The organism is Burkholderia sp. Bp9016 (assembly GCF_003857765.1).
Classification (GTDB): domain Bacteria; phylum Pseudomonadota; class Gammaproteobacteria; order Burkholderiales; family Burkholderiaceae; genus Burkholderia.
Window position 1 is genome coordinate 316,901 of the sequence record NZ_QTPY01000003.1, and the last position, 23,735, is coordinate 340,635.

21 protein-coding genes are annotated in these 23,735 nt (G+C 67.1%); 8 read left to right on the forward strand and 13 right to left on the reverse strand.

All coding sequences use genetic code 11. From position 1 onward, the window contains the following. Nucleotides 1-7 precede the first annotated feature (7 nt). Both DIE13_RS05750 and DIE13_RS05755 read right to left on the reverse strand, forming a co-directional pair. Nucleotides 8-949, reverse strand: a complete 942-nt coding sequence (locus tag DIE13_RS05750; protein ID WP_124826234.1) for an alpha-E domain-containing protein — start codon at nt 947-949, stop codon at nt 8-10. Nucleotides 950-1,013: 64 nt separating this feature from the next. Continuing rightward, nucleotides 1,014-2,429, reverse strand: a complete 1,416-nt coding sequence (locus DIE13_RS05755) for a circularly permuted type 2 ATP-grasp protein (RefSeq protein WP_124826235.1) — start codon at nt 2,427-2,429, stop codon at nt 1,014-1,016. A gap of 632 nt (nt 2,430-3,061) precedes the next feature. Here DIE13_RS05755 and DIE13_RS05760 point away from each other — a divergent pair. Both DIE13_RS05760 and DIE13_RS05765 read left to right on the forward strand, forming a co-directional pair. Further along, nucleotides 3,062-4,057: a LysR substrate-binding domain-containing protein gene (locus tag DIE13_RS05760; protein WP_124826236.1), complete on the forward strand. Its 996-nt coding sequence runs from the start codon at nt 3,062-3,064 to the stop codon at nt 4,055-4,057. 373 nt (nt 4,058-4,430) lie between these two features. Continuing rightward, nucleotides 4,431-5,267 carry a cytochrome c gene (locus tag DIE13_RS05765; protein ID WP_124826237.1) on the forward strand — a complete coding sequence of 279 codons (837 nt, stop codon included), beginning with the start codon at nt 4,431-4,433 and terminating at the stop codon, nt 5,265-5,267. 93 nt (nt 5,268-5,360) lie between these two features. Here the strand turns inward: DIE13_RS05765 and DIE13_RS05770 are convergent, their stop codons facing one another. Genes DIE13_RS05770 through DIE13_RS05785 form a run of 4 tightly spaced genes read right to left on the reverse strand, consistent with a single transcriptional unit; the run spans nt 5,361 to nt 10,044 of the window. Then, nucleotides 5,361-7,025 (reverse strand): hypothetical protein, encoded by a 1,665-nt coding sequence (locus tag DIE13_RS05770; protein WP_124826238.1) that lies wholly within the window; start codon nt 7,023-7,025, stop codon nt 5,361-5,363. Nucleotides 7,026-7,075: 50 nt separating this feature from the next. Then, complete coding sequence (locus DIE13_RS05775; RefSeq protein WP_124826239.1) at nt 7,076-8,326, reverse strand: Zn-dependent hydrolase; 1,251 nt, start codon at nt 8,324-8,326, stop codon at nt 7,076-7,078. Then, entirely contained in the window at nt 8,319-8,861 is a 543-nt protein-coding gene (locus DIE13_RS05780) for an L-2-amino-thiazoline-4-carboxylic acid hydrolase (protein ID WP_124826240.1), read from the reverse strand. Before DIE13_RS05780 ends, DIE13_RS05775 begins: the two co-directional genes overlap by 8 nt. Before the next feature lie 16 nt (nt 8,862-8,877). After that, nucleotides 8,878-10,044, reverse strand: a complete 1,167-nt coding sequence (locus DIE13_RS05785) for a branched-chain amino acid ABC transporter substrate-binding protein (protein WP_124826241.1) — start codon at nt 10,042-10,044, stop codon at nt 8,878-8,880. 177 nt (nt 10,045-10,221) lie between these two features. Between DIE13_RS05785 and DIE13_RS05790 the strand changes: the two genes are divergently transcribed. From DIE13_RS05790 to DIE13_RS05800, 4 genes are all read left to right on the forward strand, one after another. Then, nucleotides 10,222-11,115 (forward strand): LysR substrate-binding domain-containing protein, encoded by an 894-nt coding sequence (locus tag DIE13_RS05790; RefSeq protein ID WP_124826242.1) that lies wholly within the window; start codon nt 10,222-10,224, stop codon nt 11,113-11,115. A gap of 112 nt (nt 11,116-11,227) precedes the next feature. Beyond that, the gene (locus DIE13_RS05795; protein WP_124826243.1) at nt 11,228-11,446 is read left to right on the forward strand and encodes a ribbon-helix-helix protein, CopG family; all 219 of its coding nucleotides are present in this window, start codon (nt 11,228-11,230) and stop codon (nt 11,444-11,446) included. After that, on the forward strand, nt 11,440-11,616 hold the full coding sequence (locus DIE13_RS32785) for a hypothetical protein (protein ID WP_175750526.1): 177 nt from the start codon (nt 11,440-11,442) through the stop codon (nt 11,614-11,616). Before DIE13_RS05795 ends, DIE13_RS32785 begins: the two co-directional genes overlap by 7 nt. Beyond that, nucleotides 11,610-11,975, forward strand: coding sequence for a type II toxin-antitoxin system VapC family toxin (locus tag DIE13_RS05800; RefSeq protein WP_124826244.1), 366 nt, complete (start codon nt 11,610-11,612; stop codon nt 11,973-11,975). Before DIE13_RS32785 ends, DIE13_RS05800 begins: the two co-directional genes overlap by 7 nt. Here DIE13_RS05800 and DIE13_RS32790 read toward each other — a convergent pair. Then, nucleotides 11,972-12,433, reverse strand: coding sequence for a hypothetical protein (locus tag DIE13_RS32790; protein ID WP_175750525.1), 462 nt, complete (start codon nt 12,431-12,433; stop codon nt 11,972-11,974). The two genes, DIE13_RS05800 and DIE13_RS32790, sit on opposite strands and share 4 nt — an antisense overlap. 75 nt (nt 12,434-12,508) lie before the next feature. On the opposite strand from DIE13_RS32790, the gene ahpC reads away from it, so the two are divergent. Beyond that, nucleotides 12,509-13,072: an alkyl hydroperoxide reductase subunit C gene (gene ahpC, locus DIE13_RS05815; protein WP_006750178.1), complete on the forward strand. Its 564-nt coding sequence runs from the start codon at nt 12,509-12,511 to the stop codon at nt 13,070-13,072. A gap of 123 nt (nt 13,073-13,195) precedes the next feature. Next, nucleotides 13,196-14,794: an alkyl hydroperoxide reductase subunit F gene (gene ahpF / locus DIE13_RS05820; RefSeq protein WP_124826245.1), complete on the forward strand. Its 1,599-nt coding sequence runs from the start codon at nt 13,196-13,198 to the stop codon at nt 14,792-14,794. A 135-nt stretch (nt 14,795-14,929) separates the two neighbouring features. On the opposite strand, the gene DIE13_RS05825 is transcribed toward ahpF, so the two are convergent. The 6 genes from DIE13_RS05825 to DIE13_RS05850 all read right to left on the reverse strand — a co-directional run bounded on the left by DIE13_RS05825 (nt 14,930) and on the right by DIE13_RS05850 (nt 23,683). Continuing rightward, entirely contained in the window at nt 14,930-15,700 is a 771-nt protein-coding gene (locus DIE13_RS05825; RefSeq protein WP_124826246.1) for an extensin, read from the reverse strand. Nucleotides 15,701-15,868: 168 nt separating this feature from the next. Next, entirely contained in the window at nt 15,869-16,768 is a 900-nt protein-coding gene (gene lpxO, locus DIE13_RS05830; RefSeq protein ID WP_124826247.1) for a lipid A hydroxylase LpxO, read from the reverse strand. A 208-nt stretch (nt 16,769-16,976) separates the two neighbouring features. Next, nucleotides 16,977-17,531, reverse strand: a complete 555-nt coding sequence (locus DIE13_RS05835) for a carboxymuconolactone decarboxylase family protein (protein ID WP_124826248.1) — start codon at nt 17,529-17,531, stop codon at nt 16,977-16,979. A 25-nt stretch (nt 17,532-17,556) separates the two neighbouring features. Continuing rightward, complete coding sequence (locus DIE13_RS05840; protein ID WP_124826249.1) at nt 17,557-18,891, reverse strand: aspartate aminotransferase family protein; 1,335 nt, start codon at nt 18,889-18,891, stop codon at nt 17,557-17,559. Nucleotides 18,892-18,906: 15 nt separating this feature from the next. After that, nucleotides 18,907-19,956, reverse strand: coding sequence for a C45 family peptidase (locus DIE13_RS05845; RefSeq protein ID WP_124826250.1), 1,050 nt, complete (start codon nt 19,954-19,956; stop codon nt 18,907-18,909). Between the two features lie 184 nt (nt 19,957-20,140). After that, nucleotides 20,141-23,683 carry an ABC transporter ATP-binding protein gene (locus DIE13_RS05850; protein WP_124826251.1) on the reverse strand — a complete coding sequence of 1,181 codons (3,543 nt, stop codon included), beginning with the start codon at nt 23,681-23,683 and terminating at the stop codon, nt 20,141-20,143. Nucleotides 23,684-23,735: the final 52 nt, after the last annotated feature.

Here is a 23,735-nt window from a genome sequence, read left to right on the forward strand (position 1 = left end):
CTAAGTCTCAGTCGAAGTTGTAGGCCTGGGCGATGTCGATCCCGAGGCTGTTGTTGCGGCCGATGAAGTCGGTCAGGAACTCGTGCAGGCCGCTCTTGAAGATCCGCTCGACCGTGGTATCGGACAGCATCTGCAGGATCTTCGTGGCCGTGTCGTGACACGGGTGTGTCACGCCGTAATCCTTCGCGAGCAGGTTCAGGCTCGACACGACGCGCCCGTAGCAATAGCGCAGCGAACGCGGCATGCGGCCGTTCAGGATCAGGTAGTCGGCGATGTTCATCGGCTTGTACTGCACGTCGTACACCCAGCGATATGACCGGTGTGCGGCCACGCAGCGCAGGATCGTCTCCCACTGGTAGTTGTCGAGGATCGTGCCGACGTGCGACACCGACGGCAGCAGCAGGTGGTATTTCACGTCGAGGATGCGCGCGGTGTTGTCCGCGCGCTCGACAAATGCGCCGATCTGCGCGAAGTCGAAAATCTCGTTGCGCAGCATCGTGCTGTAGAAACTGCCGAGGATCAGCGCGGTTTCGCGCTTCACCTCGTCGAGCACGGCCGGCAGCGCGCTCTCCGGCACCGGCTGCGCGAGCGCGCCGCGCAGCGCGAGCCACGCACCGTTCACGCTCTCCCACGCTTCGCGGGTGAGCGCCGTGCGCACCATCCGCGCGTTCGAGCGCGCGGCCTCGATGCACGACAGCACGCTCGACGGGTTGTCGCGGTCGCGCAGCAGGTAGTCGGTCACGGTATCGGCGGCATATGCGTCGTACTTCTGACGATAGCCGTCGTCCGCGCCCGAGCTGACCAGCACCGACGACCATTCGGCCGGTGCATCGGACGTGCGCGTGAGCGCCATCCGCAGCCCGGCATCGACGATGCGCGCGATGTTTTCCGCGCGCTCGATATAGCGGTACATCCAGTAGAGACCGCTCGCAGTTCGTCCCAGAAGCATCTCGTGTCCACTCCGTCTTCGTTCGGTTCGCGCGCCGGCTGCGGCGCGCGCGGTCGTGCCCGGCTCAGTCGGCCAGCACCCAGGTGTCCTTGGTGCCGCCGCCCTGGCTCGAGTTGACGACGAGCGATCCCTCCTTCAGCGCGACGCGCGTGAGCCCGCCCGGCGTGATGCGGATCCGGTCCGACACCAGCACGAACGGCCGCAGGTCGACGTGGCGCGGCGCAAGGCCCGCTTCGGTCAGGATCGGCGTCGTGGACAACGCCAGCGTGGGTTGCGCGATGTAGTTCGCGGGCCGCGCGCGCAGCTTCGCGGCGAATGCCTCGAGTTCGGCCTTCGATGCGCACGGTCCGACCAGCATGCCGTAGCCGCCCGAGCCGTGCACTTCCTTCACGACCAGTTCGTCGAGATGGTCGAGCACGTATTTGAGGCTGTCGGCCTCGCCGCAGCGCCAGGTCGGCACGTTCTCCAGCAGCGCCTTGCGGCCCGTGTAGAACTCGACGATCTCCGGCATGTACGAATAGATCGCCTTGTCGTCGGCGATGCCGGTACCGGGCGCGTTCGCGATCGTGATGTTGCCGGCGCGATAGACGTCCATGATCCCGGCCACGCCGAGCACCGAATCGGGGCGGAACGTGAGCGGATCGAGGAATGCGTCGTCGACGCGGCGATACAGCACGTCGATCGGGCGGAAGCCCTCGGTGGTGCGCATCGCGACGCGGCCGTCGACCACCTGCAGGTCGCTGCCCTCGACGAGGTGCACGCCCATCTGGTCGGCGAGGAACGAATGTTCGTAGTACGCGGAATTGTGGATGCCGGGCGTGAGCACGGCGATGGTCGGGTTGTCGGCGTTGCCGCCCGGCGGGCACACGGCCGCGAGCGACTGGCGCAGCATCTGCGGATAGGTCTCGACCGGGCGCACCTTGACCTGCTGGAACAGCTCCGGGAAGAGCTGCATCATCGTCTCGCGGTTTTCCAGCATGTACGACACGCCCGACGGCGTGCGCGCGTTGTCCTCGAGCACGTAGAACTCGTTCTCGCCGGTGCGCACGATGTCGACGCCGATGATGTGCGTATAAACGTTGCCAGGCGGCCGGAAATCGATCATTTCCGGGATGAAGGCTTCGTTGTGCGCGATCAGGTGCTTGGGCACGATGCCCGCGCGCACGATTTCCTGGCGGTGGTAGATATCGTCGAGGAACGCGTTGAGCGCCATCACGCGCTGCTCGATGCCGAGCGACAGCCGGCTCCATTCGGCACCCGAAATGATGCGCGGGACGATATCGAACGGAATCAGCCGCTCGGCGGCCTGTGCATCGCCGTATACGGCGAACGTAATGCCCGTCCTGCGGAACACGCCTTCCGCATCGTGGGCTTTCTGGGCGAGGCTCGCGGGGTTCTGCGTGTCGAGCCACTGCTTCAGGCGCGCATAAGGCGCTCTGACCATTTCGCCGGATTGCAGCATTTCATCGAACGGTTTCATCGAATTGTTCTCCATCGTTCTCCCCGGCATTGCGCATGCCGGACCGGCGTAATCACTGCTTTGCAAGGAACGTGCCTTGCTTGACCCCCGTCGATTCCCCCTTTTCGCGTCATTCGCGCACGCCTGCGCGCCACGCCGCACCACGACGGTGCAAGACAGCTCGAACCGGCGCATCGAGGCGTCGCGATCGCGCGGCTGGCGCCGCGCCTGCCGAACATAGTTTCCCCGCATGTCACGCGTATGTAATCTGCACCGCACCCATGCATGCGTCGCGCGCCCCTTGTGCGACGCGGCGGCCCGCGCCGGCCACCGTCCCGGCTTCCGTGGCCGCCCGTCGCGACGGGTTTCGCGATGGGCGGGCCAGCCACGCAACCGGCGCGGCCGGCCCTGGGGAAGTACCGTCTGCGGCTGCACCGTCGTTCGACGCGATGAACCAACCGGTTAGCCGGGTCCGGCGCCTCAAACGTATGCAGCCGTAATGCCGCCGACAACGCTCATGCATATTTCGACTGACACCAATCGAAAAAAAACATCGGCTGCTCACGCGCGAGGCGCGGTAGGCTAGAAGGTTCGTGCAGCGAAACGGCGCCGCCACCCGCGTGGGCGCCCGACTATAAAAAGCGAAGATCGAAATGGAAGCAAAGTGGCTGGAAGATTTCCTGAGCCTCGCGGATACCAAGAGCTTTTCCCGGGCCGCGCGTCATCGGCATCTCACGCAGTCGGCATTCAGCAGACGAATTGCCGCGCTCGAAACGTGGATGGATGCGAAGCTCGTCGACCGCAGCATCAATCCAATCACGCTGACGCCGGCCGGACAGATGTTCCGCGGGCTGGCTGCGGACATCCTGCGCAGCATGTATGCGGCACGCAATCTCGTGAACGGCTACGACCAGTTCGCGGCGAGCGACCAGGTCGTGCGTTTTGCGGTCGCGCATACGCTCGTGTTCACGCTGTTTCCAGAATGGCTCAAGCAACTGAACGGCGAAGTCGGCCACGTGACCGCGCGCGTCAATGCAGTGAACGTGCCCGAGGGCGTGCAGCAGTTGGTCGAAGGTGAATGCGACTTGCTGCTCGGCTATCACCATCCGCAACTGCCGATCGTGCTCGATCCGAACCACTTCCCGTTCGTCACGCTCGGCGTCGAACGGATCCTGCCGGTGTCGACACCCGACGCGCGCGGCAAGCCGGTCTTCGAATTGCCGGGCACGCCGGACGCGCCATTGCCGCTGCTCGCGTATTCGTCGGGCGCATTCCTCGGCAACGTCGTGGAGATGCTGTTGCTGAACGCGTCCGAATCGTATGCGCTGCACCGGTGCTTCGAGACGCACATGTCGGAGGCGCTGAAGGGCATGGTCGTGGCCGGGCACGGCATCGGCTGGCTGCCGGAGAGTTGCGTCGCGAAGGAACTCACGGAGGGCTCGCTCGTGCGCGCAGGCTCGGAACACTGGATCACCGAACTCGAGATCCGCCTGTACCGGTCGGCGCGCAAGCGCGGGCTCGCCGCCGAACAGCTGTGGGCCTACATCATGAACCGGCCGCGCGCCGCGGCCGACGGCACCATCGCAGCCGAACAGCCGGTCGGGCCGGCCGTTCGCATCGCGCGTCGCAGCGCAGGCGGCAGCCGGTAACGCTGCGCTCGCGCGATGCGTCCTCGTCCGGCGCGGCGTATTTTCGATCCTGCTCGATGATCGGGCCGTGTTCGCCACGCTCGATCGACGTCATCGCATCGCCAGACGTTTGCGAGTCCGACGTGTATTTCTTTCCTCAACGGGCGGCAAAAACTCGTGCCGACGTTCGGTCTCGAAGCGCAGACCCGCATCGCGCCGCGCGTAGCGCGATTGCCCGCGCCATCCGCCGGTCGGCTCCATCCGGGACACCACGCCGCCCCCGCGCCGAAGTCGCCAGCGCCGCCCGCACCGGATAGACTGTCGCCCGATTCCATCCATCGGCCGCGGCGCTCGCCTTCCCGCCGCCGCCGGAATACCCTTCCACGGAGAACGAATGCTGAAGCGCCAGTGGTTTTCGCTGTTGCTGCTGACGATGTGCCTGATCGCCGCGCGCGCGTGCGCGCAAGGCTCGCTCGAACTCGATACCGACGGCACGCCGCGCGTCCTGACTCGGCAGGCGCTGCTTGCCCGCCCCGACGCGACCGACATCCACGTGCCGCGCGACATCGCGTACGGCCGGCCGATGACGTTCCGCGCGGTGCCGTTTGCCGCGCTGCTCGGCGACACACCGCTGCCGACGGCCGGCGTGCTCGAAACGCGTGCGGCCGACGGCTTCGCCGCGCAACTGCCGCTGGATCTCGTGCGCCGCGGCGCGCCGGCCGGCGCCGTCGCGTGGCTCGCGATCGAGGACCCGGCTCATCCATGGCCGAAGCTCCCGGGCAAGCCGGTCAGCGCGGGGCCGTTCTATCTCGTGTGGCTGGGGCCGGACGCGTCGTCGGTGCGCGGCGAGCAGTGGCCTTATCAGATCGTGCGGATCACGATCGAGTCGTCGCCGCTCGCGCGCTGGCCGTCGCTCGCCGTGGATCCCGCGCTGCCCGCGAACGATCCGGCCCGCGCGGGCCAGCGGCTGTTCGTCACGCAGTGCCTCGCGTGCCACCGGCTCGACGGCGCGGGCAGCAGCCATGCCGGCCCGGACCTGAACACGCCGATGAACCCGGTGGACTACTTCCAGCCCGCCGCGCTGCGCCGCTACATCCGCAACCCGGCGTCGGTGCGCGACTGGCCGGGCCGCGTGATGCCAGCCTTCCCGCCCGAGCAACTGAGCGACCGGGAACTCGACGACATCGTCGCCTACCTCGCGTACATGGCGCGGCGCAAGACGGGGAAGTAATGTGCGCGCCGTAGCGCAGCGATCACGCCGGACGGCAGGATCCGGCAACGAGAGGAATCGGCCGCCCCCGGCCCGCGATTGCCCTACCGCGGGCTACTCCGCCCTTTGCAAGCGCGTCGCGACCTCGGACTCGAGGATCCACAATCCGCCGCAAGCGACAGCGTCTTCGACCGGATTCGTCAAGTCGCCATAGGCGAGCGCATTCCCGCGATTCAGGTTGAGTCTCGTCAGCCGCACCGATGCCAGCGTCTGCCTTTCCACGTAAGTCACCATCGAGACGACGCCGATCCAGTTCAGCCACCTGACGAGCAAGTCGGCAGGCAATATCGCCGACTGTCTTTCCGGTAGCAGAAGATCGACGAATCGCGCACCGTCCACAATCTCATCGTCTGTGTGCGGCGGCTGCCGCTCGACGGCTTCGATGGTGTCCAGCATGGCGCGAAACGCCGACGTTCCGCCCACGGCCGCCACCGCCTCTTCCAAGTAGCGAAGCACGCCTGCTCGATCGAGCGCATCCCGTTCACGCGCCGACGACAGCCGCAACCATGCCGCGCCGATCTTCGCTAGATCGAAATAGACCGCAACGAGGGCTTCCGCGATCGTCCGCACACCACGTGGCGTGTCGATCTCTTCCGCCATGAAATGCGGCAATCCGAGGCAGACGTCGGCATCGATAGGAAAGAAATCGTATCCCGAGTCGGACATCATCGATTGCGTTTCGCGCGGCGCCAGCGCGTCCCGCGTGACGACAGCCCCGACGATACTCGACAGACGCAACAGTACGTCCGACACGAACAAACGCGGCACATCGCGAGCGGGCTGGTCCGGCAGCGGATCGGCGGGCGGATCGATCAGCGACAGCCTGACCCTGGACAGCGGCCCCTTCCTCGACATCCCGGCGTAAGTCACGACCGGCTCCGGAAAGTGCACCTCTACGGGCACACCCGCGACGACCAGTACCGGAACCGACGTAGCCTGCGCCATCGCCCCGGCGACATCCTCGTCGCCCCATTCGAGCCCCTTGTTCAGGCGCGCCTTCGCTTCGACCCAGAACCAGTGCGTGTGACCATCGCCGTATGCGCGACACAGATAATCCGGCCGTTGCTCGGCCGCGCCGAACGGCATCAATCCCAGATTCGACAGCGCCGGATCCGTGTAAATGCCGTAGTGATAGAAATCCGCGACGCCCTGCGGCACCTGCCATGACTTCAGCCAGGTCGTGACGCCGTAGAACGCGCACGCGCCGCCGAGCAGGAACGAGGCCACCGTCCGTTCCGACTGCTCGATGTATTTCCACGCGACGCTCGTCGTCAGGACCGGCTGCCCGGCCGCCAGCGTGAACGCGCTGGCCAGCATCGTGTAGCGGCTGCGCATCAGCCCGTAGAGATGCGCGATTTCCGCCGGGTTGGCCGTCAGGTCGTTGATCATCGTGCCGATCAGCCCGTAGCCGCCGACAAGCGCGCCCTTGATGAACCGAATCCGGGAAACAGGATGCGTGGGGCTGGACGCGTAAAACGCGAAGTTGTCTTTCCAGGTTCCCGCGAACACGTTGGTCTTGTCGACGCCGTTGTCCAGTTTCCACGCGTAATAGTCGAGCACGATCTGCATGCCGGGCGCCGCCTTTTCCTGTCGTTCCAACGGGTTGCTATAGTGCCACGGCCGCCGGGCAAACGGGTCGATGCCGTGAGCCAGCAGCCGCCGCGCCGGACGATCGCACGGAATCGAACCGTGCCGGCGCGCGTCGATGCCGCGCGGCATGACGACGTCGCGCCATCGGGCAGGCGGCCCGGAGACCGCCCGCGCGAGGCTCAGACTTCCTGCGCGCTGCGCAACACCGCGCGCAGCAGCACGTCGGCACCGGCCGCCGCCCATTCCGGCGTGATCGCCTCGGCCTCGTTGTGGCTCAAGCCGTCGACGCACGGCACGAAGATCATGCCGGTCGGCGCGACGCGCGCGATATAGCACGCGTCGTGGCCCGCGCCGGACACGATGTCCATGTGCGACAGCCCAAGCGCCTGCGCTGCATCGCGCACCGCACCGACGCAGGCCGGCGCGAACGGCACCGGCGGATATTTGAAGATCTGCTCGATCTGCGCGCCGAGCCCGGCGGCGTCGGCCACGCGCGCCAGCTCTGCCCGCAACGCGGCATCGAGTTCATCGAGCACCGCATCGTCGGGATGGCGGAATTCCACCGTGAAGAAGCAGCCGCCCGGCACCGTGTTGCGCGAATTCGGCCGCGCTTCGATCATCCCGACCGTCGCACGTGCGTGCGGCGCATGGCGACGGCCGAGCGCATCGACGAATTCGATCATCCGCGCGGCACCCACGAGCGTGTCGCGACGGAATTCCATCGGCGTCGTGCCCGCGTGCGCATCGACGCCCGTGAGCGTCACCTCGTACCAGCGCTGCCCCTGCCCGGCCGTCACGACGCCGATCGTCTTGCCGGCGCGCTCCAGAATCGCGCCCTGCTCGATGTGCAGTTCGTACGCGGCATGCAGCGGATAGCCGCCGACCGGCTCCGTGCCCGCGTAGCCGATCCGCTCGAGTTCCTCGCCGATCGTCTTGCCCGCGCCATCGGTGCGCGACAGTCCGTATTCGAGCGTATAGACGCCCGAGAACACGCCGGCCGAAATCATCGCCGGCGCGAAACGCGAGCCTTCCTCGTTGGTCCAGATCACGACGTCGACCGGGCGCTCGGTCTCGATGCCCGCGTCGTTGAGCGCGCGCACGACTTCGAGGCCGCCGAGCACGCCGTAGATGCCGTCGTAGCGGCCGCCCGTCGGCTGCGAATCCGCGTGCGAACCGGTCAGCACCGGCGCGGCATCGGGATTGCGGCCCGCGCGGCGCGCAAACACGTTGCCCATCCGGTCCACGCGCACCGTGCAACCGGCGTCGCGCGCCCACTGCACGAACAGGTCGCGCGACTCGCGATCGAGATCGGTCAGCGCGAGCCGGCAGACGCCGCCCTTCGGCGTCGCGCCGATCTGCGCCATCCGTTCGAGCGACGCCCACAGGCGCTCGCCGTCGACGCGCGGCGCAAGCGCGAGGTCGTCACGCATTGCCGCTCTCCGCTGCGTCGTCGCCCGGCGCGGTCTGCAGCGCGTAGCGGAAATCGCAGCGCCTGCCGCCCTGCATGATCGTGCTCGTGCGCGTCAGCGCGATGCGCGGGTCGTAGCCGTCGATGAAGTAACTGTCGCGCGCGCAGCTCAGCAGGTGGCCGATCTCGCCAAGCCCCATCGCGTGATACATCTCCGCGTAGCTGCAACGATGCACGTCGTAGTCGTAGTGCGCGTCGTCCGCGCGCCGCACTTCCACGTCGAGCGCATCGTCCTTCTCCCACAGCACCTGCAGCGCGATGAACGACTGCACGCTCGTGCCGCCGGGCTCCTGCGCGGCGAACGCGCGGCCCGCGTCGACAGCCGCGCCGCGCACCGCTTCCGCGATCACGGCCTGCGCGCGTTCGGTGCCGAAGTCGCGCTTCATGATCTCGTAGATCGGCTTGATGATTTCCGCTTCGATGCGGCGCCGCGCGAGGATGCCGAGGCGCGTGTCCTCGGGCGCTGCGGCGGCGGATGCCTGGGTGGTATCGGTCATGGGGTCGTCTCCGTCGTTATTTCGCTGCGGTGCGCGCGCCGCCGAGCACGTCGACGACAGTCCACTTGCCGCCGCGCACCTGGTAGATCGTGAATGCCGGGTCCTTCAGATTGCCTTCGTCATCGAACGCGATCCGGCCGGTCACGCCGGCACGGTCGATCGTACGCACCGCCGCAACGAGCTTCGCCGGCTGCGTCGTGCCGGCCTTTTGCGCGGCGGCGATCAGCGTGGCGGCGGCGTCGTACGCGAACGGCGCGTGCAGCTCGATCGGCGCGCGAAAGCGTGCGCGATATTGCGCGTCGAACGCCTTGCCGCCCGGCATCCGGTCGAGCGGCAGGCCCGGTTCGAGCGCCGTCACGCCGTCGCCGTCCTTGCCCGCGAGCGACAGGAAGGTCTGGCTCACGAAGCCGCCGGCGCCCAGCAGCGGCGCGCTTACGCCGAGCTGGCGCATCCGGCGCGCGATCGGTGCCGCCTGCGCGTCGAGCCCGCCGAAAAACACGAGATCCGCGCGCTTGCCCTTGATCGCGGTCAGCACGCCGCTGAAGTCGGTGGTCTTGTCGTTCACGTACTGGCGATCGACGATCGTGCCGCCGTTCGCCTGCACGCCCTTGATGAACTGGTCGGCCAGTCCGGCGCCGAACGACGTGCGATCGTCGATCACCGCGATGCGCTTCGCCTTCAGCGTCTTCACCGCATAGGCGCCGGTGAAGTTGCCGCCCGCATCGTCGTGCCCCATGATCCGGAACGCCGTCGCGTAGCCCTGCTGCGTGTACTGGTGGCCGGTGGACGCCGGCGCGATCTGCGGAATGCCCGCATCGCGATAGACGCGCGACGCCGGCACGCTGCAGCCCGTGTTCCAGTGGCCGACGACACCGATCACGTGCTGGTCGACGAGTTGCTGCGCGACCGCGACGGCCGTGCGCGGGTCGGACTGATCGTCGGCCGCGACGAGCTTGTAGACGACCGGCTTGCCGCCAATGCTCGGATGCTTCGCGTTGGCGTCGTCGATCGCGAGCTGCGCGCCGTTCTGCAGGTCCTTGCCGATCCGTGCGGACGGCCCGGTGAGCGGCGCGGCGAGGCCGATCAGGATCGTCTGCGGCGCGGATTGCGCAAAGGCGGGAACGGACGCGATCAGCGCGAGCGCGGAGAATGCGAGGCTGGCGGGAAGGAAAGCGATTTTCATGTGCGGGGATCACCGATTCGGATCAAAACATGAAAAATATTAAATATTAAGCACCCACACCCCAAATATTCAATTGTTGGATGCTTATGCCAATCCCGACAAGATAGCGTAATTACCTGTAAATACAGGATATTTTATTGTTGTCGCTTACCCTGACTTTTCTATAAAATTCGATACATGAAAAATATCGAACAATTGCCGCACGATCCGCCGCTGCGCGCCGTTCGCGCGTTCGAGGCGTTCGCACGTCTCGGCTCGGTGACCGGGGCCGCGCACGAGCTCGACATCACGCCATCCGCGGTCAGTCATCAACTGCAGCTGCTCGAGGCATTCATCCAGACGCCGTTGACCGTGCGCGAAGGGCGGCTGCTCGCGCTCACCGACGAAGGGCGCGACTATTACCGCTCGATCAGCGCCGCGTTCTCGGTGCTGCGCAGCGCGACGCGCTTCGTGCGCGATCGTTCGTCGCTGCGGCAAATCACGATCAGCCTGATCCCGCTGCTCGGTATCGGCTGGTTCATTCCTCGGCTGCATGGGTTCCTCGCCGACAACACCGACGTGGACGTGACGGTGCTGTATGCGCACCACCGCAACTACCGAAGCGACGCGTCGGACCTGTCGATCCGCTTCGGCACCGGCGACTGGCCCGGCTACCGCTGCGAGCGGCTGCTGCCGGGCGCGATGGTGCCGATGTGCAGCCCGTCGTTCCTGAAGCGCCACGGGCCGTTCCGCACGCCGGCCGACCTCGCGCATGTCCCGCTCGTGCACGACGAGGATCGCAGCACGTGGGTCAACTGGCTGCAGGGCGCCGGCGTGCGCCATGTGTCGCACGCGGTCGGGCCGATGTTCGAGGACGGGCAGCTCACGCTGAGCGCGGCGCGCGCGGATCTCGGCGCCGCGCTGCTGCGCGCGCCGCTGGTCGAGCGCGAACTGGCCAGCGGCGCGCTCGTGAAGCTGTTCGATCACGCGCTCGACGACGGGCGCGATTACTACCTGTGCACGCGCGAGGATGCGGATATGCCGGACGGCGCACGACGGCTGGCCGAATGGCTGAGGAAGATGGCGGCGTGAACGCGCGGGCGGCCGGCTGCCTGCGCCCCCGTCGGGCCGCTCTGCCACGCCGGCGCCTTGCGGGTGCCGACAGGCATATATATGATATGCATATCGTATATCGGAGGTTACGATGAGCCGTATCCTGGTTGATCTGTCGAATGGCCAGCTCGACGCGCTGGCCGCCATCGTCGAGACTGAGCAACGCCCTCGCGCCGCGATCATTCGCGATGCGATCGACGCGTATATCGCGCAGCACAAGCGTTCGCATGCCGACAACGTGTTCGGTCTCTGGAAGGATCGCGCGGTCGACGGGCTCACCTATCAGGAGGCACTGCGCTCAGAATGGTAAAAGCACTCATCGACACCCACGGTGCGGCCCGGCATTCCGGCCGCCCGAATCCGGCCGACGCCTGCCGCGCGCAGCACCGGCAGCAATCTGCCGACACCGTGTTCGGCCTCTGGAGAAACCGCGCGCTCGACGGGCTCGCCTATCAGGAGGCACTGCGCCCAGAATGGTAAAAGCCCTCTTCGACACCAACATCCTGATCGACTACCTGGGTGGCGTGGAGGCCGCACGAGCGGAACTCGCCCGCTACGACTACCGGGCGATCAGCATGGTTTCCTGGATGGAAGTCCTGGTCGGCGCGACGGCCGGCGACGACGCGGCGATCCGCACGTGGCTTTCGTCGTTCGAGATCATCCCGCTCGATGGCACGGTCGCGAATCGGGCCGTAACGATTCGCAAGGAACATCGCATGCGCCTGCCCGACGCGATCATCTGGGCGTCCGCGCAAGTGAACGGCCTGCTGTTCGTGTCGCGCAACACGAAGGACTTTCCCGTCACCGAGCCCGGCGTCCGCGCGCCTTATCAGATCTAGCGCGAGCGGTGTCCGTCGGGCCCGACGGACACCCGCCCGGCCGCATCACGCTGCGCGCTCCAGCCGTGCCCGATGGCATATGCGAACTGCGCATCAGGCAGCGCGCATGCGGCGATCGGCATTTCCATGCAGTTCATCACCGCAACGCCGACGGCCCCGCGCATGAGCGTCGCGTGCGTGTCAATCGAATCACGCGGCGCATGAGGTCGCCCGTGGCCAGCGGCCTCATTTCCCCCATCCCGCCCAATACGCCCAATACGCCCAATACGCAGGTGAGCGTCACGATGTTCGCCGTTGCCCTTCACGCGCGGCGGCGGCGACGGCACGCAGAGCGCCGACACGACGGCCGGGTTGTCGATCACCGGCAACAGCATGCGCACTATCTCGCGGAACGGATCGACCGCCGCGAACGGGGGCCGGAAGCAGATAGAAATTCCCGATGCCGCGGATTGAAACAAGCAATTTCCCAAACCTGGGGTGAACCCCGATACTGGGAACACTTCATCAACACCCAAGCAAAAGGAACTCGCAAGATGCCGATCATCAACACCCAAATCAAACCGTTCAAGGCAACCGCATACCACAACGGCGATTTCGTGCCCGTGACTGAAGAGAACTTCAAGGGCAAGTGGTCCGTCGTCGTGTTCTACCCGGCCGACTTCACGTTCGTCTGCCCGACCGAGCTGGGCGATCTCGCCGACCGCTACGCGGAATTCCAGAAGCTGGGTGTCGAAATCTACGGCGTGTCGACCGACACGCACTTCACGCACAAGGCATGGCACGACACGTCGGACACGATCGGCAAGATCAAGTATCCGATGATCGGCGACCCGACGCTCACGCTGTCGCGCAACTTCGACGTGCTGATCGAGGAAGAAGGGATGGCCCTGCGCGGCACGTTCGTGATCAACCCGGAAGGCGAGATCAAGCTGTGCGAAATCCACGACAACGGCATCGGCCGCGACGCGGGCGAACTGCTGCGCAAGGTACAGGCTGCGCAATACATCGCAGCGCACCCGGGCGAAGTGTGCCCGGCCAAGTGGACGCCGGGCGCGGAAACGCTGACTCCGTCGCTCGACCTGATCGGCAAGATCTAAGGGTCGTTGCGCGCCTTGCACGAGGCGCGCAACAAGCATCACCTCGGGCCGCCTCGCGCGGCCCGCGCCCTCCTCCGGCACGACGTGCCCGACCAGAATCATCAATACGGAATCCGAAACGCCATGCTCGACGCCAATCTCAAGAACCAACTGAAAGCGTACCTCGAAAAGATCACGCGCCCGATCGAACTCGTCGCGTCGCTCGACGACAGCGCGAAGTCGCAGGAACTGCTTGCGCTGCTGAACGAGATTGCGTCGCTGACGTCGAGCGTGACCGTGGTCGAACGCCGCGACGACGCCGAGCGCAAGCCGTCGTTTTCGATCGGCGAGCCCGGCAAGCCGGCCGGCATCCGCTTCGCCGGCATCCCGATGGGCCATGAATTCACGTCGCTCGTGCTCGCGCTGCTGCAGACGGGCGGCCACCCGATCAAGCTGGACGACGATGTGATCGAACAGATCCGCGCGCTCGACGGCAACTACGCATTCGAAACGTATTTCTCGCTGTCGTGCCAGAACTGCCCGGAAGTCGTGCAGGCGCTGAACGTGATGTCGCTCGTCAACCCGCGCATCCGCCACGTCGCGATCGACGGCGCGCTGTTCCAGAACGAAGTCGAAGCCCGCCAGATCATGGCCGTGCCGACGATGTTCCTGAACGGCGAATCGTTCGGCCAGGGCCGCAGCAGCGTGAAGGAAATCCTCGCGAAGCTCGATACGGGCGCAAGCGCCCGCGCCGCGAAGTCGCTCGAGAACAAGCCGGTGTTCGACACGCTGATCGTCGGCGGCGGCCCCGCCGGTGCGGCAGCCGCGATCTACTCGGCACGCAAGGGCATCGCGACAGGTGTCGTGGCCGAGCGTTTCGGCGGCCAGGTGCTCGACACGATGGCGATCGAGAATTTCGTGTCGGTTCAGGAAACCGAAGGGCCGAAGTTCGCAACCGCGCTCGAGCAACACGTGAAGCAGTATGACGTCGACATCATGGACGTGCAGCGCGCCGATGCACTGATTCCCGGCGACATGCACCAGATCCGCCTCGCAAACGGCGCGGTGCTGAAGGCGAAGACGATCGTTCTCGCAACGGGCGCGCGCTGGCGCGAAATCAACGTGCCGGGCGAGCGCGAATACCGCAACCGCGGTGTCGCGTACTGCCCGCACTGCGACGGCCCGCTGTTCAAGGGTAAGCGCGTTGCGGTGGTGGGCGGCGGCAACTCGGGAGTCGAAGCCGCGATCGATCTGGCCGGCATCGTCAAGGCAGTCACGCTGATCGAATTCGGCACGCAACTGCGCGCGGACGAAGTGCTGCAGCGCAAGCTGCGCAGCCTGCCGAACGTGACGATCGTCACGCAGGCGCAGACGATCGAGCTGACCGGCGACGGCAGCAAGCTGAACGGGCTCGTCTACAAGGATCTGCGTTCGGGCGACACGAAGCGCATCGATCTCGAAGGCGTGTTCGTGCAGATCGGCCTCGTACCGAACACCGAATGGCTGAAAGGCACGATCGAGCTGTCGAAGCACGGCGAGATCGTCGTCGATGCACGCGGCGCAACATCGGTGCCGGGCGTGTTCGCGGCCGGCGACGTGACGACGGTGCCGTTCAAGCAGATCGTGATCGCAGTCGGTGAAGGCGCGAAGGCATCGCTCGGTGCGTTCGACTACCTGATCCGGCAAGACGCGACGCCGGCTGCGGCCGCCGCGCCGCAGGCCGAAGAAGCGATCGCCGCGTAACGCGCGACACGCCACACCGAATAGTCTCTCTTGGCCCCGCATGCCCTGGTCGGCGTGCGGGGTCCTTTTTCATCCGGCGTCGGTTTGCGATGTGCGAGTGCACTGGCCGGCCGCGCTTGTCTTACCGAGCCCCGCTTACTGAGCCACGGCGGGGCCCGCGTTCGCCGGGGCCGGTGCCGTGAAACTGCTCGACTGGCGCACCAGTTGGTCCGTCAGCGCGGCAGCCACTGCGTTCGAGCCCGCCGACGCGTGCTGCCGGTCGGGGTTCGACGGCGGCACGTATTGCGGTGGCGGCAACGACGGATCGAGCTTCGCCGATTCGCGCACGAGCTCTGCCGTTTCCGGCGTTTCGGCATTTCTGGCCGCGGTCGCCGCTGCATGCCGCTCGAGTCCATCGCGCTTGCTCGCCGCGTGTTGCGACGGCTGATACGCCTGCTGATACGCCTGCTGGCTCGGCTGACCCGCCTGTGCCGCCTGGACCGGCGGCGTGGATTGCACCGGTTGCGCCGGTTTGGCCTTCGGCGGGGTCGCGCCCTCCGGCTCCACCGTCACGACATGGACGGTCGGCGGCGGCACGCTCGGCTGCGCCGATGGCGCGTGCGCGGCGATCCCCGGCACGGCGGCAGCGGATACCGGCGCCGCACTCGTGCGCGCGGCGGGCGGTTGTTGCGGCACTGTGTCGTCCACATGCGCGGACGGGACCGCGACCGCCGCAGGCGGTGCAATCGAACCTTCCGCGGTGTGGCCGTCGTTCACGGCCGCCACGGCGACCGGTGTGGCGAAATCGCCGATGCCGGCTTCCGCGATCGCGCGGTGGTCCGCACGCAGGAGAATCACGTAGCCGGTGCCTGCCGCGGCTACCAGCAATCCGCCGGCGATCATCAAGGTTTTTCGGGTACGAGTCATGCTTGCTCACCGAGCTTATCGACGTGAGCAAGCCATCATACGCGTGCGTTCGCGCTTGATCCCGCGCGAATACATTTGGTTGCATTGATGTCGACGCCACGTCGCCGGGGCCGCGCAACAGCGCGCCGTCCTATCGCCAGATGGTTCGACTGCGCCTGCCTTCCGCCTTCAGATGCAGAAGATCGCTACCGCTATCCCGCCGAACAGAACCCACTTGACGATGTAGTACACCGTGCGATTCCACGCTTTCAGCCGCTTGCCGGCACGGCGAATCGCATACAGGTACCTGAACGCATGATTGAGCCCGCCGGTGCGGTCGCCCGTTTCGTTCGGCGACGCGGCCGCGCGCATCAGCAGTTGTCCGAACGTATCGTTGATGCGCTGTGCCCAGCGATATTTCATCGGCCGGTCGATATCGCAGAACAGGATCACGCGATCGTGCCCGGTGCGATTCTCGGCCCAATGCAGATAGGTTTCGTCGAACATCACGGCCTCGCCGTCGCGCCATGCATACGACTCGCCGTCGACGACGATCCGGCACGCAGCGTCGTTCGGCGTGTCGAGCCCGAGGTGATAGCGCAACGAGCCCGCATACGGATCGCGATGCAGCCCGAGCTTGCCGCCCGGCGGCAGCTGCGCGAACATCGCGGCCTTGATCGAAGGAATCCGCGACAGAATCTCGACCGTCCGCGGACACAACGCCTGCGCGGACGGATGCGGCGCGTCGTACCACTTCAGATAGAAGCGCTTCCAGCCGTTGCGAAAGAATGAATTGAAGCCGATGTCGTTGTACTCGACCGACGCCTTGATCCGGCTTGCGTCGCGCAATGCAAGCGCTTCGCCGCGCAAGGTCTGCCATTCGCGCTGCAGCACCGCGAGTTCCGGAAAGTGCTGCAGGTCGAGAAACGGCGTGGTGGGCACCGACGAGAATGCGTAGGAAAAGCAGTTCAGCGGTGCAGTGAAGGTCGAGTGATCGGATAGTTGCCTGAACAACCTGTGCCGAACCTTGCCGCGCCGATGCGTGTACACCACACACGCAATGAACACGATCAACAGGACCCAGCGCATCGTCATTTCCCCCGTCAGCTGTTTGCCGGAATTCTATGGACGAGGAGAATTTCCTGCGCTGAAGCGCAGGCGGTGCGATATGCGTCGGCACGACGCAGCGAGCCTGTCGATCGAGCCAGGCCCAACATGCGAAAAGCCCGTGCAGACGGGCTTTTCGACGCAATCGGAACGTACGCTCGGCCTGTGCGGATGCGCGTGCGCGCGGCGATTATTCCGGAAACGGCAAAACAGTTTGCCCGTCCGCGCGCATACCGAACGTGTTGAGCGTCATCGCGACGAGCGCGTAATAGCCGAGCAGCGCGACGAGATTCACGACGGTCTCGTGGCCGAAACGCGCCTGCGCACGCGCGAAGGTTGCATCGCTCACGCGCTTCGTGTCGTACAGCTCGGTTGCGAACGCATGAATCAGCGCATCGTCGTCCGATTCGAACACCGGCTCGACGCCACGCTGGATCGCGTCGGCCGTCGCGGCCGGCACGCCGGCATCGAGCGCGATCGGATGATGGATGTGCCACTCGGCCTGCGAGCGCCAGCGCGCGGCGGTCACGAGAATCGCGAGCTCCGACAGGCGCAGCGACAAACCCGTGCGATAGCGGCAGAACGCGCCGAGGCGTTGCGCGTGCTGCGCGAGCTCGGGGCTCGCGATCCAGCCGAGGAACGGCCCGTTCAGGTTGCCGCGCGGGCCGCTGAGGATCTCCGCGAGCACGGCCTTCTGCTCGCCGGTGGCCGATGCGGGATCGAAGGGAGGCAGTCTGTCTGTCATGGCGAGGATTCCGTGAGGTCGTTGTTTACGCGCCGGCCGATGCGAGCGCCGCATCGATCGCGCCGGACAGCCGCTCGACGATCGTGTCGATCTGCCGCGCGGTGCAGATGAACGGCGGCGCGATCAGGATGTGATCGCCATGCACGCCGTCAATCGTGCCGCCCATCGGATATACCATCAGGCCGCGCTGCATCGCCTCGCGCTTGACTGCCGCATGCAGCTTCAACGCGGGATCGAACGGCGCCTTGCTGTCGCGGTCATGCACGAGTTCGACGCCGACGAACAGCCCGCGGCCGCGCACGTCGCCGACATGCGGATGCGCGCCGTAATGCTCGCGCAACGACGCACGCAGTTGCTCGCCGCGCGCCTTCACATTGTCGAGCAGTTTCTCTTCGGCGATCACGCGCTGCACTTCGAGCGCGGCCGCGCATGCCGTTGCGTGGCCGAGATATGTATGGCCGTGCTGGAAGAAACCCGAGCCGTCGACGATGGTCCGGTAGATGCGGTCGCTGACGAGCGTCGCGCCGATCGGCTGGTAGCCCGCGCCGAGTCCTTTCGCGATCGTCAGCAGGTCGGGCGCAACGCCGTCTTCCTCGCATGCGAACAGGTAACCCGTGCGCCCCATCCCCGACATGATTTCATCGAGAATCAGCAGCACGCCGTGCTTGTCGCACACCGCGCGAATCTTCTTCAGATAGGTACGCACCGGCGGCACCGCGCCAGCCGTCGCGCCAACCACCGTTTCCGCGACGAACGCGGCGACGTTTTCCGCACCGAGCTCGACGATCTTCTGCTCGAGCTCATCGGCCAGACGCTGCGCATACGCTTCGTCGGTTTCGCCGGCCAGCTGATCGCGGTACGCGTAGCACGGGCTCACGTGATGCGCTTCGATCAGCAGCGGCAGGAACGGTTCGCGTCGCCAGGCATTGCCGCCGATCGCGAGCGCACCGAGCGTATTGCCGTGATAGCTCTGGCGCCGCGCGATGAAATGGCGGCGCGACGGCTCGCCCCTCTCGACGAAATACTGGCGCGCGAGCTTCAGCGCAGCTTCGATTGCCTCGGACCCGCCCGACACGAAATACACGTGCTCGAGGCCGGCCGGCGCCGCATCGACAAGCCGGTCGGCCAGTTCCTCGGCCACCTCGGTCGTGAAGAACGACGTATGCGCGTATGGCAATTGCTGCGCCTGACGCTTGATCGCATCGATCACGCGCTGGTTGCTGTGCCCGAGACACGAGACCGCCGCCCCGCCACACGCATCGATATAGCGTTTGCCGGTCGAATCGACGATCTCGATGCCGTCGCCTGCAACGGCAACGGGCAAGGTGGCGCGCGGAGCGCGATGAAAAACGGTCGTCATGCGTTGCCTCATGGCTCAGGACGCGCTCGGCGCGTGCGCGACCGGCACGATGCGCGTCGCGAAACGCTGCGTGCCGTGTTGATGAATGGTGAAGTCGATCGCGGCGTCGCGAATCGCGAACACCGCGGTGGCCAGCGTGTTTTCGTCGTCGGGGTCGGCCGGGTCGTCGCGATAGATCGGCAACCCTTCCGGCGCGCGATCGCCCAGCACGCGCAGCAACGCGGCTGCGTCGATTGCGTCGATATCCGGTGTCAGCGCATCGACGCGCCGCTGCCGATCGCCGGACGACTGCGTGACGATCTGCGCTTCCGCGTCGCAACCCGGATGCACGAGATGGTTCGCGTGGCCGGTGAGACGTGCGACATCGACGACCGAGCAACGCGCGACACTCGCCTCGATGCTGAGCACCCGCATGTCGCCGGTCGCGCCGAGCGTGTGATGGAAACCGCTTGCGCGGGCATGCGTGCGCAGCACGTCGGTGGCCGCATCGAGCGACGGCGCATCGAGCACCGCGCGCGCGAGGATCATCCGCGGCACGCCGGCCGCGGGCGTGCGGATGCGCAGGTTGTTGATCGCCTGCGCGATGCCGGCACGGTTCGCGGCGAACGTATGGCCGGGCAGCGAGCCGGGGTAATAGAAACTGATGAAGCCGGGTTTGCCATGCGGTTGCACGTCGACGAGCAGGCACCGCTCGCGCAGGTACGGGTCGCCGTCCTCGTTGTGCGCGATCCAGCGCGCGCCGTCCGCGCCGGGCGCGGCGAGCGTCGTGCAGCCGTCCGGCGCGTCGTGGATCAGTTCGCCTCGGCAGTTCCACAGGAAAATGTCCTCGGCCGGCCAGCCGACTCCCGCTGCGATCCCGTCCAGCTCCGCGACGAGATCCGGGTACGCGGCCAGCGCGGCCTGTCGCAGCGCGTCGACGAACGGATGGCCGCGCCAGCGGCGCACGGCCAGCCATGCGCTGCTCTGTTGCATGTACGTATCGAATACGGGGCGCGCGAGTTCGCCGAGGCGCACGCCGATGTCGAACGGCGTGCCGGCGATGACGGGAGAAAGGGAAAGCGGCATGTCGGGCGTTAGGGTCTGATTCCGATGGCGTACCGCGCGCCCGGACGGCGCCGCCCGTCAAACGATGCCGGGCGCCCGCCACGCCTGGCGCGACGAGGAATTAGACAACCACACAACATATGTTGTCAACAAATTATCATAAACAACAATAAGTGCGGAAATCGCCGCCCTTCGCCAACGGTGGTCAGGCCGCTACCCCGCTCGCCTGATGCGAGACCAGCCGCGCATACACGCCCTGCCGCGCGATCAGTTGCGCATGCGTTCCCGCCTCGATGATCCTGCCGTGCTCCATCACGAGGATCGCGTCGGCATTGCGAACGGTCGACAGCCGGTGCGCGATGATCACCGACGTGCGCTGCGCCATCAGGTCCTCCAGCGCCGCGCGAATCTGCTGCTCGCTGATCGTGTCGAGATGGGACGTCGCTTCGTCGAGGATCAGCACCGGCGCATCCTTCAGGAACGCGCGCGCGATCGCGATCCGCTGGCGCTGCCCGCCCGACAGTTGCACGCCGCGCTCGCCGACGCGCGTCGCGAGTCCGTCGGGCAGCCGCGCGACGAAATCGCCGAGCGCCGCCTGGTCGATCGCGCGCTGCACGTCGGCGGCCGACGCATCGCTCGCCGCGAGCCGGATGTTCGCTTCGAGCGTGTCGTTGAACAGGTAGGTATCCTGCGCAACGAGTGCGATGTGCTGGCGCAGATCGTCGAGCCGCATGTCGCGCAGATCGACGCCGCCGAGCGTCACGCGCCCGTGCTGCGGATCCCAGAAGCGCAGCAGCAGGCTCGCGACGGTCGACTTGCCCGCGCCCGATGCGCCCACCAGCGCGACCGTGCTGCCAGGCGGCACCTCGAAGCTCACGCGATCGATCGCCGGCACGCCGCGGCCCGGGTACGTGAAACCCGCTTCCTCGAACCGCACGGTCGCACTGCCGGACAGTGCATGCAAGCCGTCGACGACCGTCACCGGTTCCTTCTCGAGCGCCCGCAAGCGGCGGGTCGACGCGATCGTGTCGGCCAGTTGCCGCGCGACCTGACCGATCTCCGCAACCGGCATGAACGCGGCCACCGCGACGAGCACCAGCAGCGGCAGCGACTCGTGGGCGAACCAGCCGCGCGCGCAGAGCAGCGCACCCAGCGCCGCGACGGCCAGCCCGCCGAGCCCGCTCGCGACTTCGAGCGCGGCGCTTTGCGTCGACAGATCGTCGAGCAGCTTCGCGCGCTGCCGCCGGTACGCATCGGCTTGCGCGACGAACGCGGCGCGCCGCCGCGCGATCGCCTGAAACGCGGTGAGCTCCGCAAGGCCCTGGATCGTTTCGGTCAGATGTGCACCGAGCTGGCCGAGCGCTTCGCGGGCGCCGGTGCCGAGCCGGTCGACATCGCGCCGCGCCAGCACCGGGGCCAGCCCGGCCCACAGCAGGAACGGCAGCAGCACCAGCGCGAGCGGCCATGCGATCGACGCGAGCAGCACCAGCACGCCGGCCGGCACCAGCACCGCGACGAACGCCGGTGCGAGCGTATGCGCATAGAAGTACTCGACGGTCTCGACGTCCTGCGTCGCGAGCGCGACCAGGTCGCCGGAACGACGGCGCAGCAACCCGGCCGGCGCGAGCCGTTCGAGCGTCGCGAACAACGCGATACGCATTTCCGCGAGCATCCGGTACGCCATGTCGTGCGCGAGCCACGATTCGAGCCAGTGCAGCACGGCCGCGACCGGCGCGACGACGAGCAGCGCCGTGACGAGCGCGCCGTTCGCATGCCCGGTCGAGACGCCGCCGACCACCAGCGCGCCGATCACACCGACGCCGATGAACGCGAGCACGCGGCCGATCCCGAACAGCACGGTCAGCACGACCTTGCCCGTCCACGGTCGCACGAATCGCAACAGCGCGCGCAGGGTTTCCGGCCAGCCGATGGTCGCCGCGTCGTCGTTCAGGGGCCGGACCTGCGGGCCCGATGCGGCACGCGCGCCCGCGCCGCTGCCGGCCGCGGCCATGCCGACGGCTTCGGTCGCCGCTTCGAGCTGCGGCCCCATCAGCCGGCGATACGGACCGTCGCGCGCGATCAGTTCGGCATGCGCGCCTTCGTCGACGACGCGCCCCTGGTCGAGCACCAGGATCCGGTCCGCGCCGATCACGCTGGACAGCCGGTGCGCGAGCACCAGCGTCGTGCGGCCGCGCGTGAGCCGGTCGAGCGCCTGCTGGATCAGCGCCTCGTTCTCCGCGTCGACCGACGACAGCGCCTCGTCGAGCAGCAGGATCGGCGCATCGCGCAACAGCGCCCGCGCAATGGCGATCCGCTGGCGCTGGCCGCCCGACAGCATGAGCCCGCGCTCGCCGATGCGCGTCGCATAGCCTTCGGGCAGCGCCGAGATGAAATCGTGCGCGTTGGCCGCGTGCGCGGCGGCGATCATGTCGGCGTCGCTCGCGTCGGGACGGCCAAGCCGCAGGTTGTCGGCGACGCTGCCGTCGAACAGCGTCGCGTCCTGCGCGACCACTGCAATCATTTCACGCACCTGGCCGGCGTCGAGCGCGCGCACGTCGTGACCGCCGATGCGGATCGCGCCGCCCTGCGCATCGTGCTGGCGCAGCAGCAGACGCACGATGGTCGACTTACCCGCACCGCTCGGGCCGACGATCGCGACCGTCTCGCCTTCGCGGACCGTGAAGCTCAGCGCCGCATGCGCATCCGCGCGACGTCCCGGATACGCGAAGCTGACGCCGTCGAACGCGATCTCCGGCCGCACGTGCGGCACGCGCGGTGCCGCGGTGGCCGGCGTCTCGCTGCGGGCGTCGAGCAGCGCGTGAATCGCGTTCGCCGCCGACTGGCCGATCATCCCCTGATGCAGTACCGCGCGCAGGTCGCGCAGCGGCCGGAAAATCTCGCTGCCGGCCATCAGCACGATCAGCAGCGCTTCGAGACTCATGTCGCCGTGGCGCACGCGCCATGCGCCGACCGCAATGGCCGCCGCCGCGCCGAGCCCGGTGCCGAGATCGGTGAAGAGCCGCGTCAGCAGCCCGAGCGCGAGTACCCAGAACGTGCTGTCGGACAACGCGCGCGCCTTCTCTGCCAGCTTCGCGCCGAACGCGCGGCTCTGACCGAACGCCTTCAGCGTCGGCAGGCCCTGCACCGCGTCGAGAAACTCCTCGCCGAACGCCTTGAACGCCGACGAACGCGCGAGCGCCGCGCGACGATCCGCGCGATGCACGAGCTGCGGCAGTGCGAGCGTGACGAGCGCCGCGACCAGCAGGACCGCGGCCGTCGGCACGTCCCACCATGCGAGCACCGCGAAGATCATCACCGGCGCGCACGCGGCGATCACGAGCTGCGGCAGGTAGACGCCGAAAAAGGTCTGCAACTGCTCGACCCCGTCGACGACAGCCAGCATCACCCCCCCGGTGCGCTCGCCGCTGAACCACGCGGGTCCGAGCGCGGCGATCCGGTCGAACAGCCGCGCGCGCAGCGCGGACTGCACGCGCCCGGCCGTATGTTGCGCGAGCAGCGTGCGGCGATGGTCGAGCCATGCGCGCAACAGCACGCAGGCCGCCGTCGCAGCGACGGTTTCGGCGACATCGCGCGCCGCTGCGCCGGAAAACACGAGCGCCAGCACGCGGCCGAGAAACACGAAACGCAGGATGCCGACGCCCATCGCGAGCAGCCCGAGCGCGACCGCCGCGGCGACCCGCCCACGCAATCCCGCCATCATTGCCCATAGTCGTCGGTCGAAATACATGAAGCCCTCCGGTCGGATTTTCGTTGCGGTTTTATTGACCGAACCAAGGCTA

Bases quoted from the DNA above. Each gene is read 5' to 3' on its own strand.
- DIE13_RS05765 (WP_124826237.1), top strand. From the start codon at position 4,431: ATGCTGAAGCGCCAGTGGTTTTCGCTGTTGCTGCTGACGATGTGCCTG.
- DIE13_RS05800 (WP_124826244.1), top strand. From the start codon at position 11,610: ATGGTAAAAGCCCTCTTCGACACCAACATCCTGATCGACTACCTGGGT.
- DIE13_RS05850 (WP_124826251.1), bottom strand. From the start codon at position 23,683: ATGTATTTCGACCGACGACTATGGGCAATGATGGCGGGATTGCGTGGG.
- DIE13_RS05770 (WP_124826238.1), bottom strand. From the start codon at position 7,025: ATGCCGCGCGGCATCGACGCGCGCCGGCACGGTTCGATTCCGTGCGAT.
- DIE13_RS05755 (WP_124826235.1), bottom strand. From the start codon at position 2,429: ATGAAACCGTTCGATGAAATGCTGCAATCCGGCGAAATGGTCAGAGCG.
- DIE13_RS05750 (WP_124826234.1), bottom strand. From the start codon at position 949: ATGCTTCTGGGACGAACTGCGAGCGGTCTCTACTGGATGTACCGCTAT.
- lpxO (WP_124826247.1), bottom strand. From the start codon at position 16,768: ATGCGCTGGGTCCTGTTGATCGTGTTCATTGCGTGTGTGGTGTACACG.
- ahpF (WP_124826245.1), top strand. From the start codon at position 13,196: ATGCTCGACGCCAATCTCAAGAACCAACTGAAAGCGTACCTCGAAAAG.
- DIE13_RS32785 (WP_175750526.1), top strand. From the start codon at position 11,440: ATGGTAAAAGCACTCATCGACACCCACGGTGCGGCCCGGCATTCCGGC.
- ahpC (WP_006750178.1), top strand. From the start codon at position 12,509: ATGCCGATCATCAACACCCAAATCAAACCGTTCAAGGCAACCGCATAC.
- DIE13_RS05835 (WP_124826248.1), bottom strand. From the start codon at position 17,531: ATGACAGACAGACTGCCTCCCTTCGATCCCGCATCGGCCACCGGCGAG.
- DIE13_RS05795 (WP_124826243.1), top strand. From the start codon at position 11,228: ATGAGCCGTATCCTGGTTGATCTGTCGAATGGCCAGCTCGACGCGCTG.
- DIE13_RS05785 (WP_124826241.1), bottom strand. From the start codon at position 10,044: ATGAAAATCGCTTTCCTTCCCGCCAGCCTCGCATTCTCCGCGCTCGCG.
- DIE13_RS05845 (WP_124826250.1), bottom strand. From the start codon at position 19,956: ATGCCGCTTTCCCTTTCTCCCGTCATCGCCGGCACGCCGTTCGACATC.
- DIE13_RS05825 (WP_124826246.1), bottom strand. From the start codon at position 15,700: ATGACTCGTACCCGAAAAACCTTGATGATCGCCGGCGGATTGCTGGTA.
- DIE13_RS05840 (WP_124826249.1), bottom strand. From the start codon at position 18,891: ATGACGACCGTTTTTCATCGCGCTCCGCGCGCCACCTTGCCCGTTGCC.
- DIE13_RS05790 (WP_124826242.1), top strand. From the start codon at position 10,222: ATGAAAAATATCGAACAATTGCCGCACGATCCGCCGCTGCGCGCCGTT.
- DIE13_RS05780 (WP_124826240.1), bottom strand. From the start codon at position 8,861: ATGACCGATACCACCCAGGCATCCGCCGCCGCAGCGCCCGAGGACACG.
- DIE13_RS05775 (WP_124826239.1), bottom strand. From the start codon at position 8,326: ATGCGTGACGACCTCGCGCTTGCGCCGCGCGTCGACGGCGAGCGCCTG.
- DIE13_RS05760 (WP_124826236.1), top strand. From the start codon at position 3,062: ATGGAAGCAAAGTGGCTGGAAGATTTCCTGAGCCTCGCGGATACCAAG.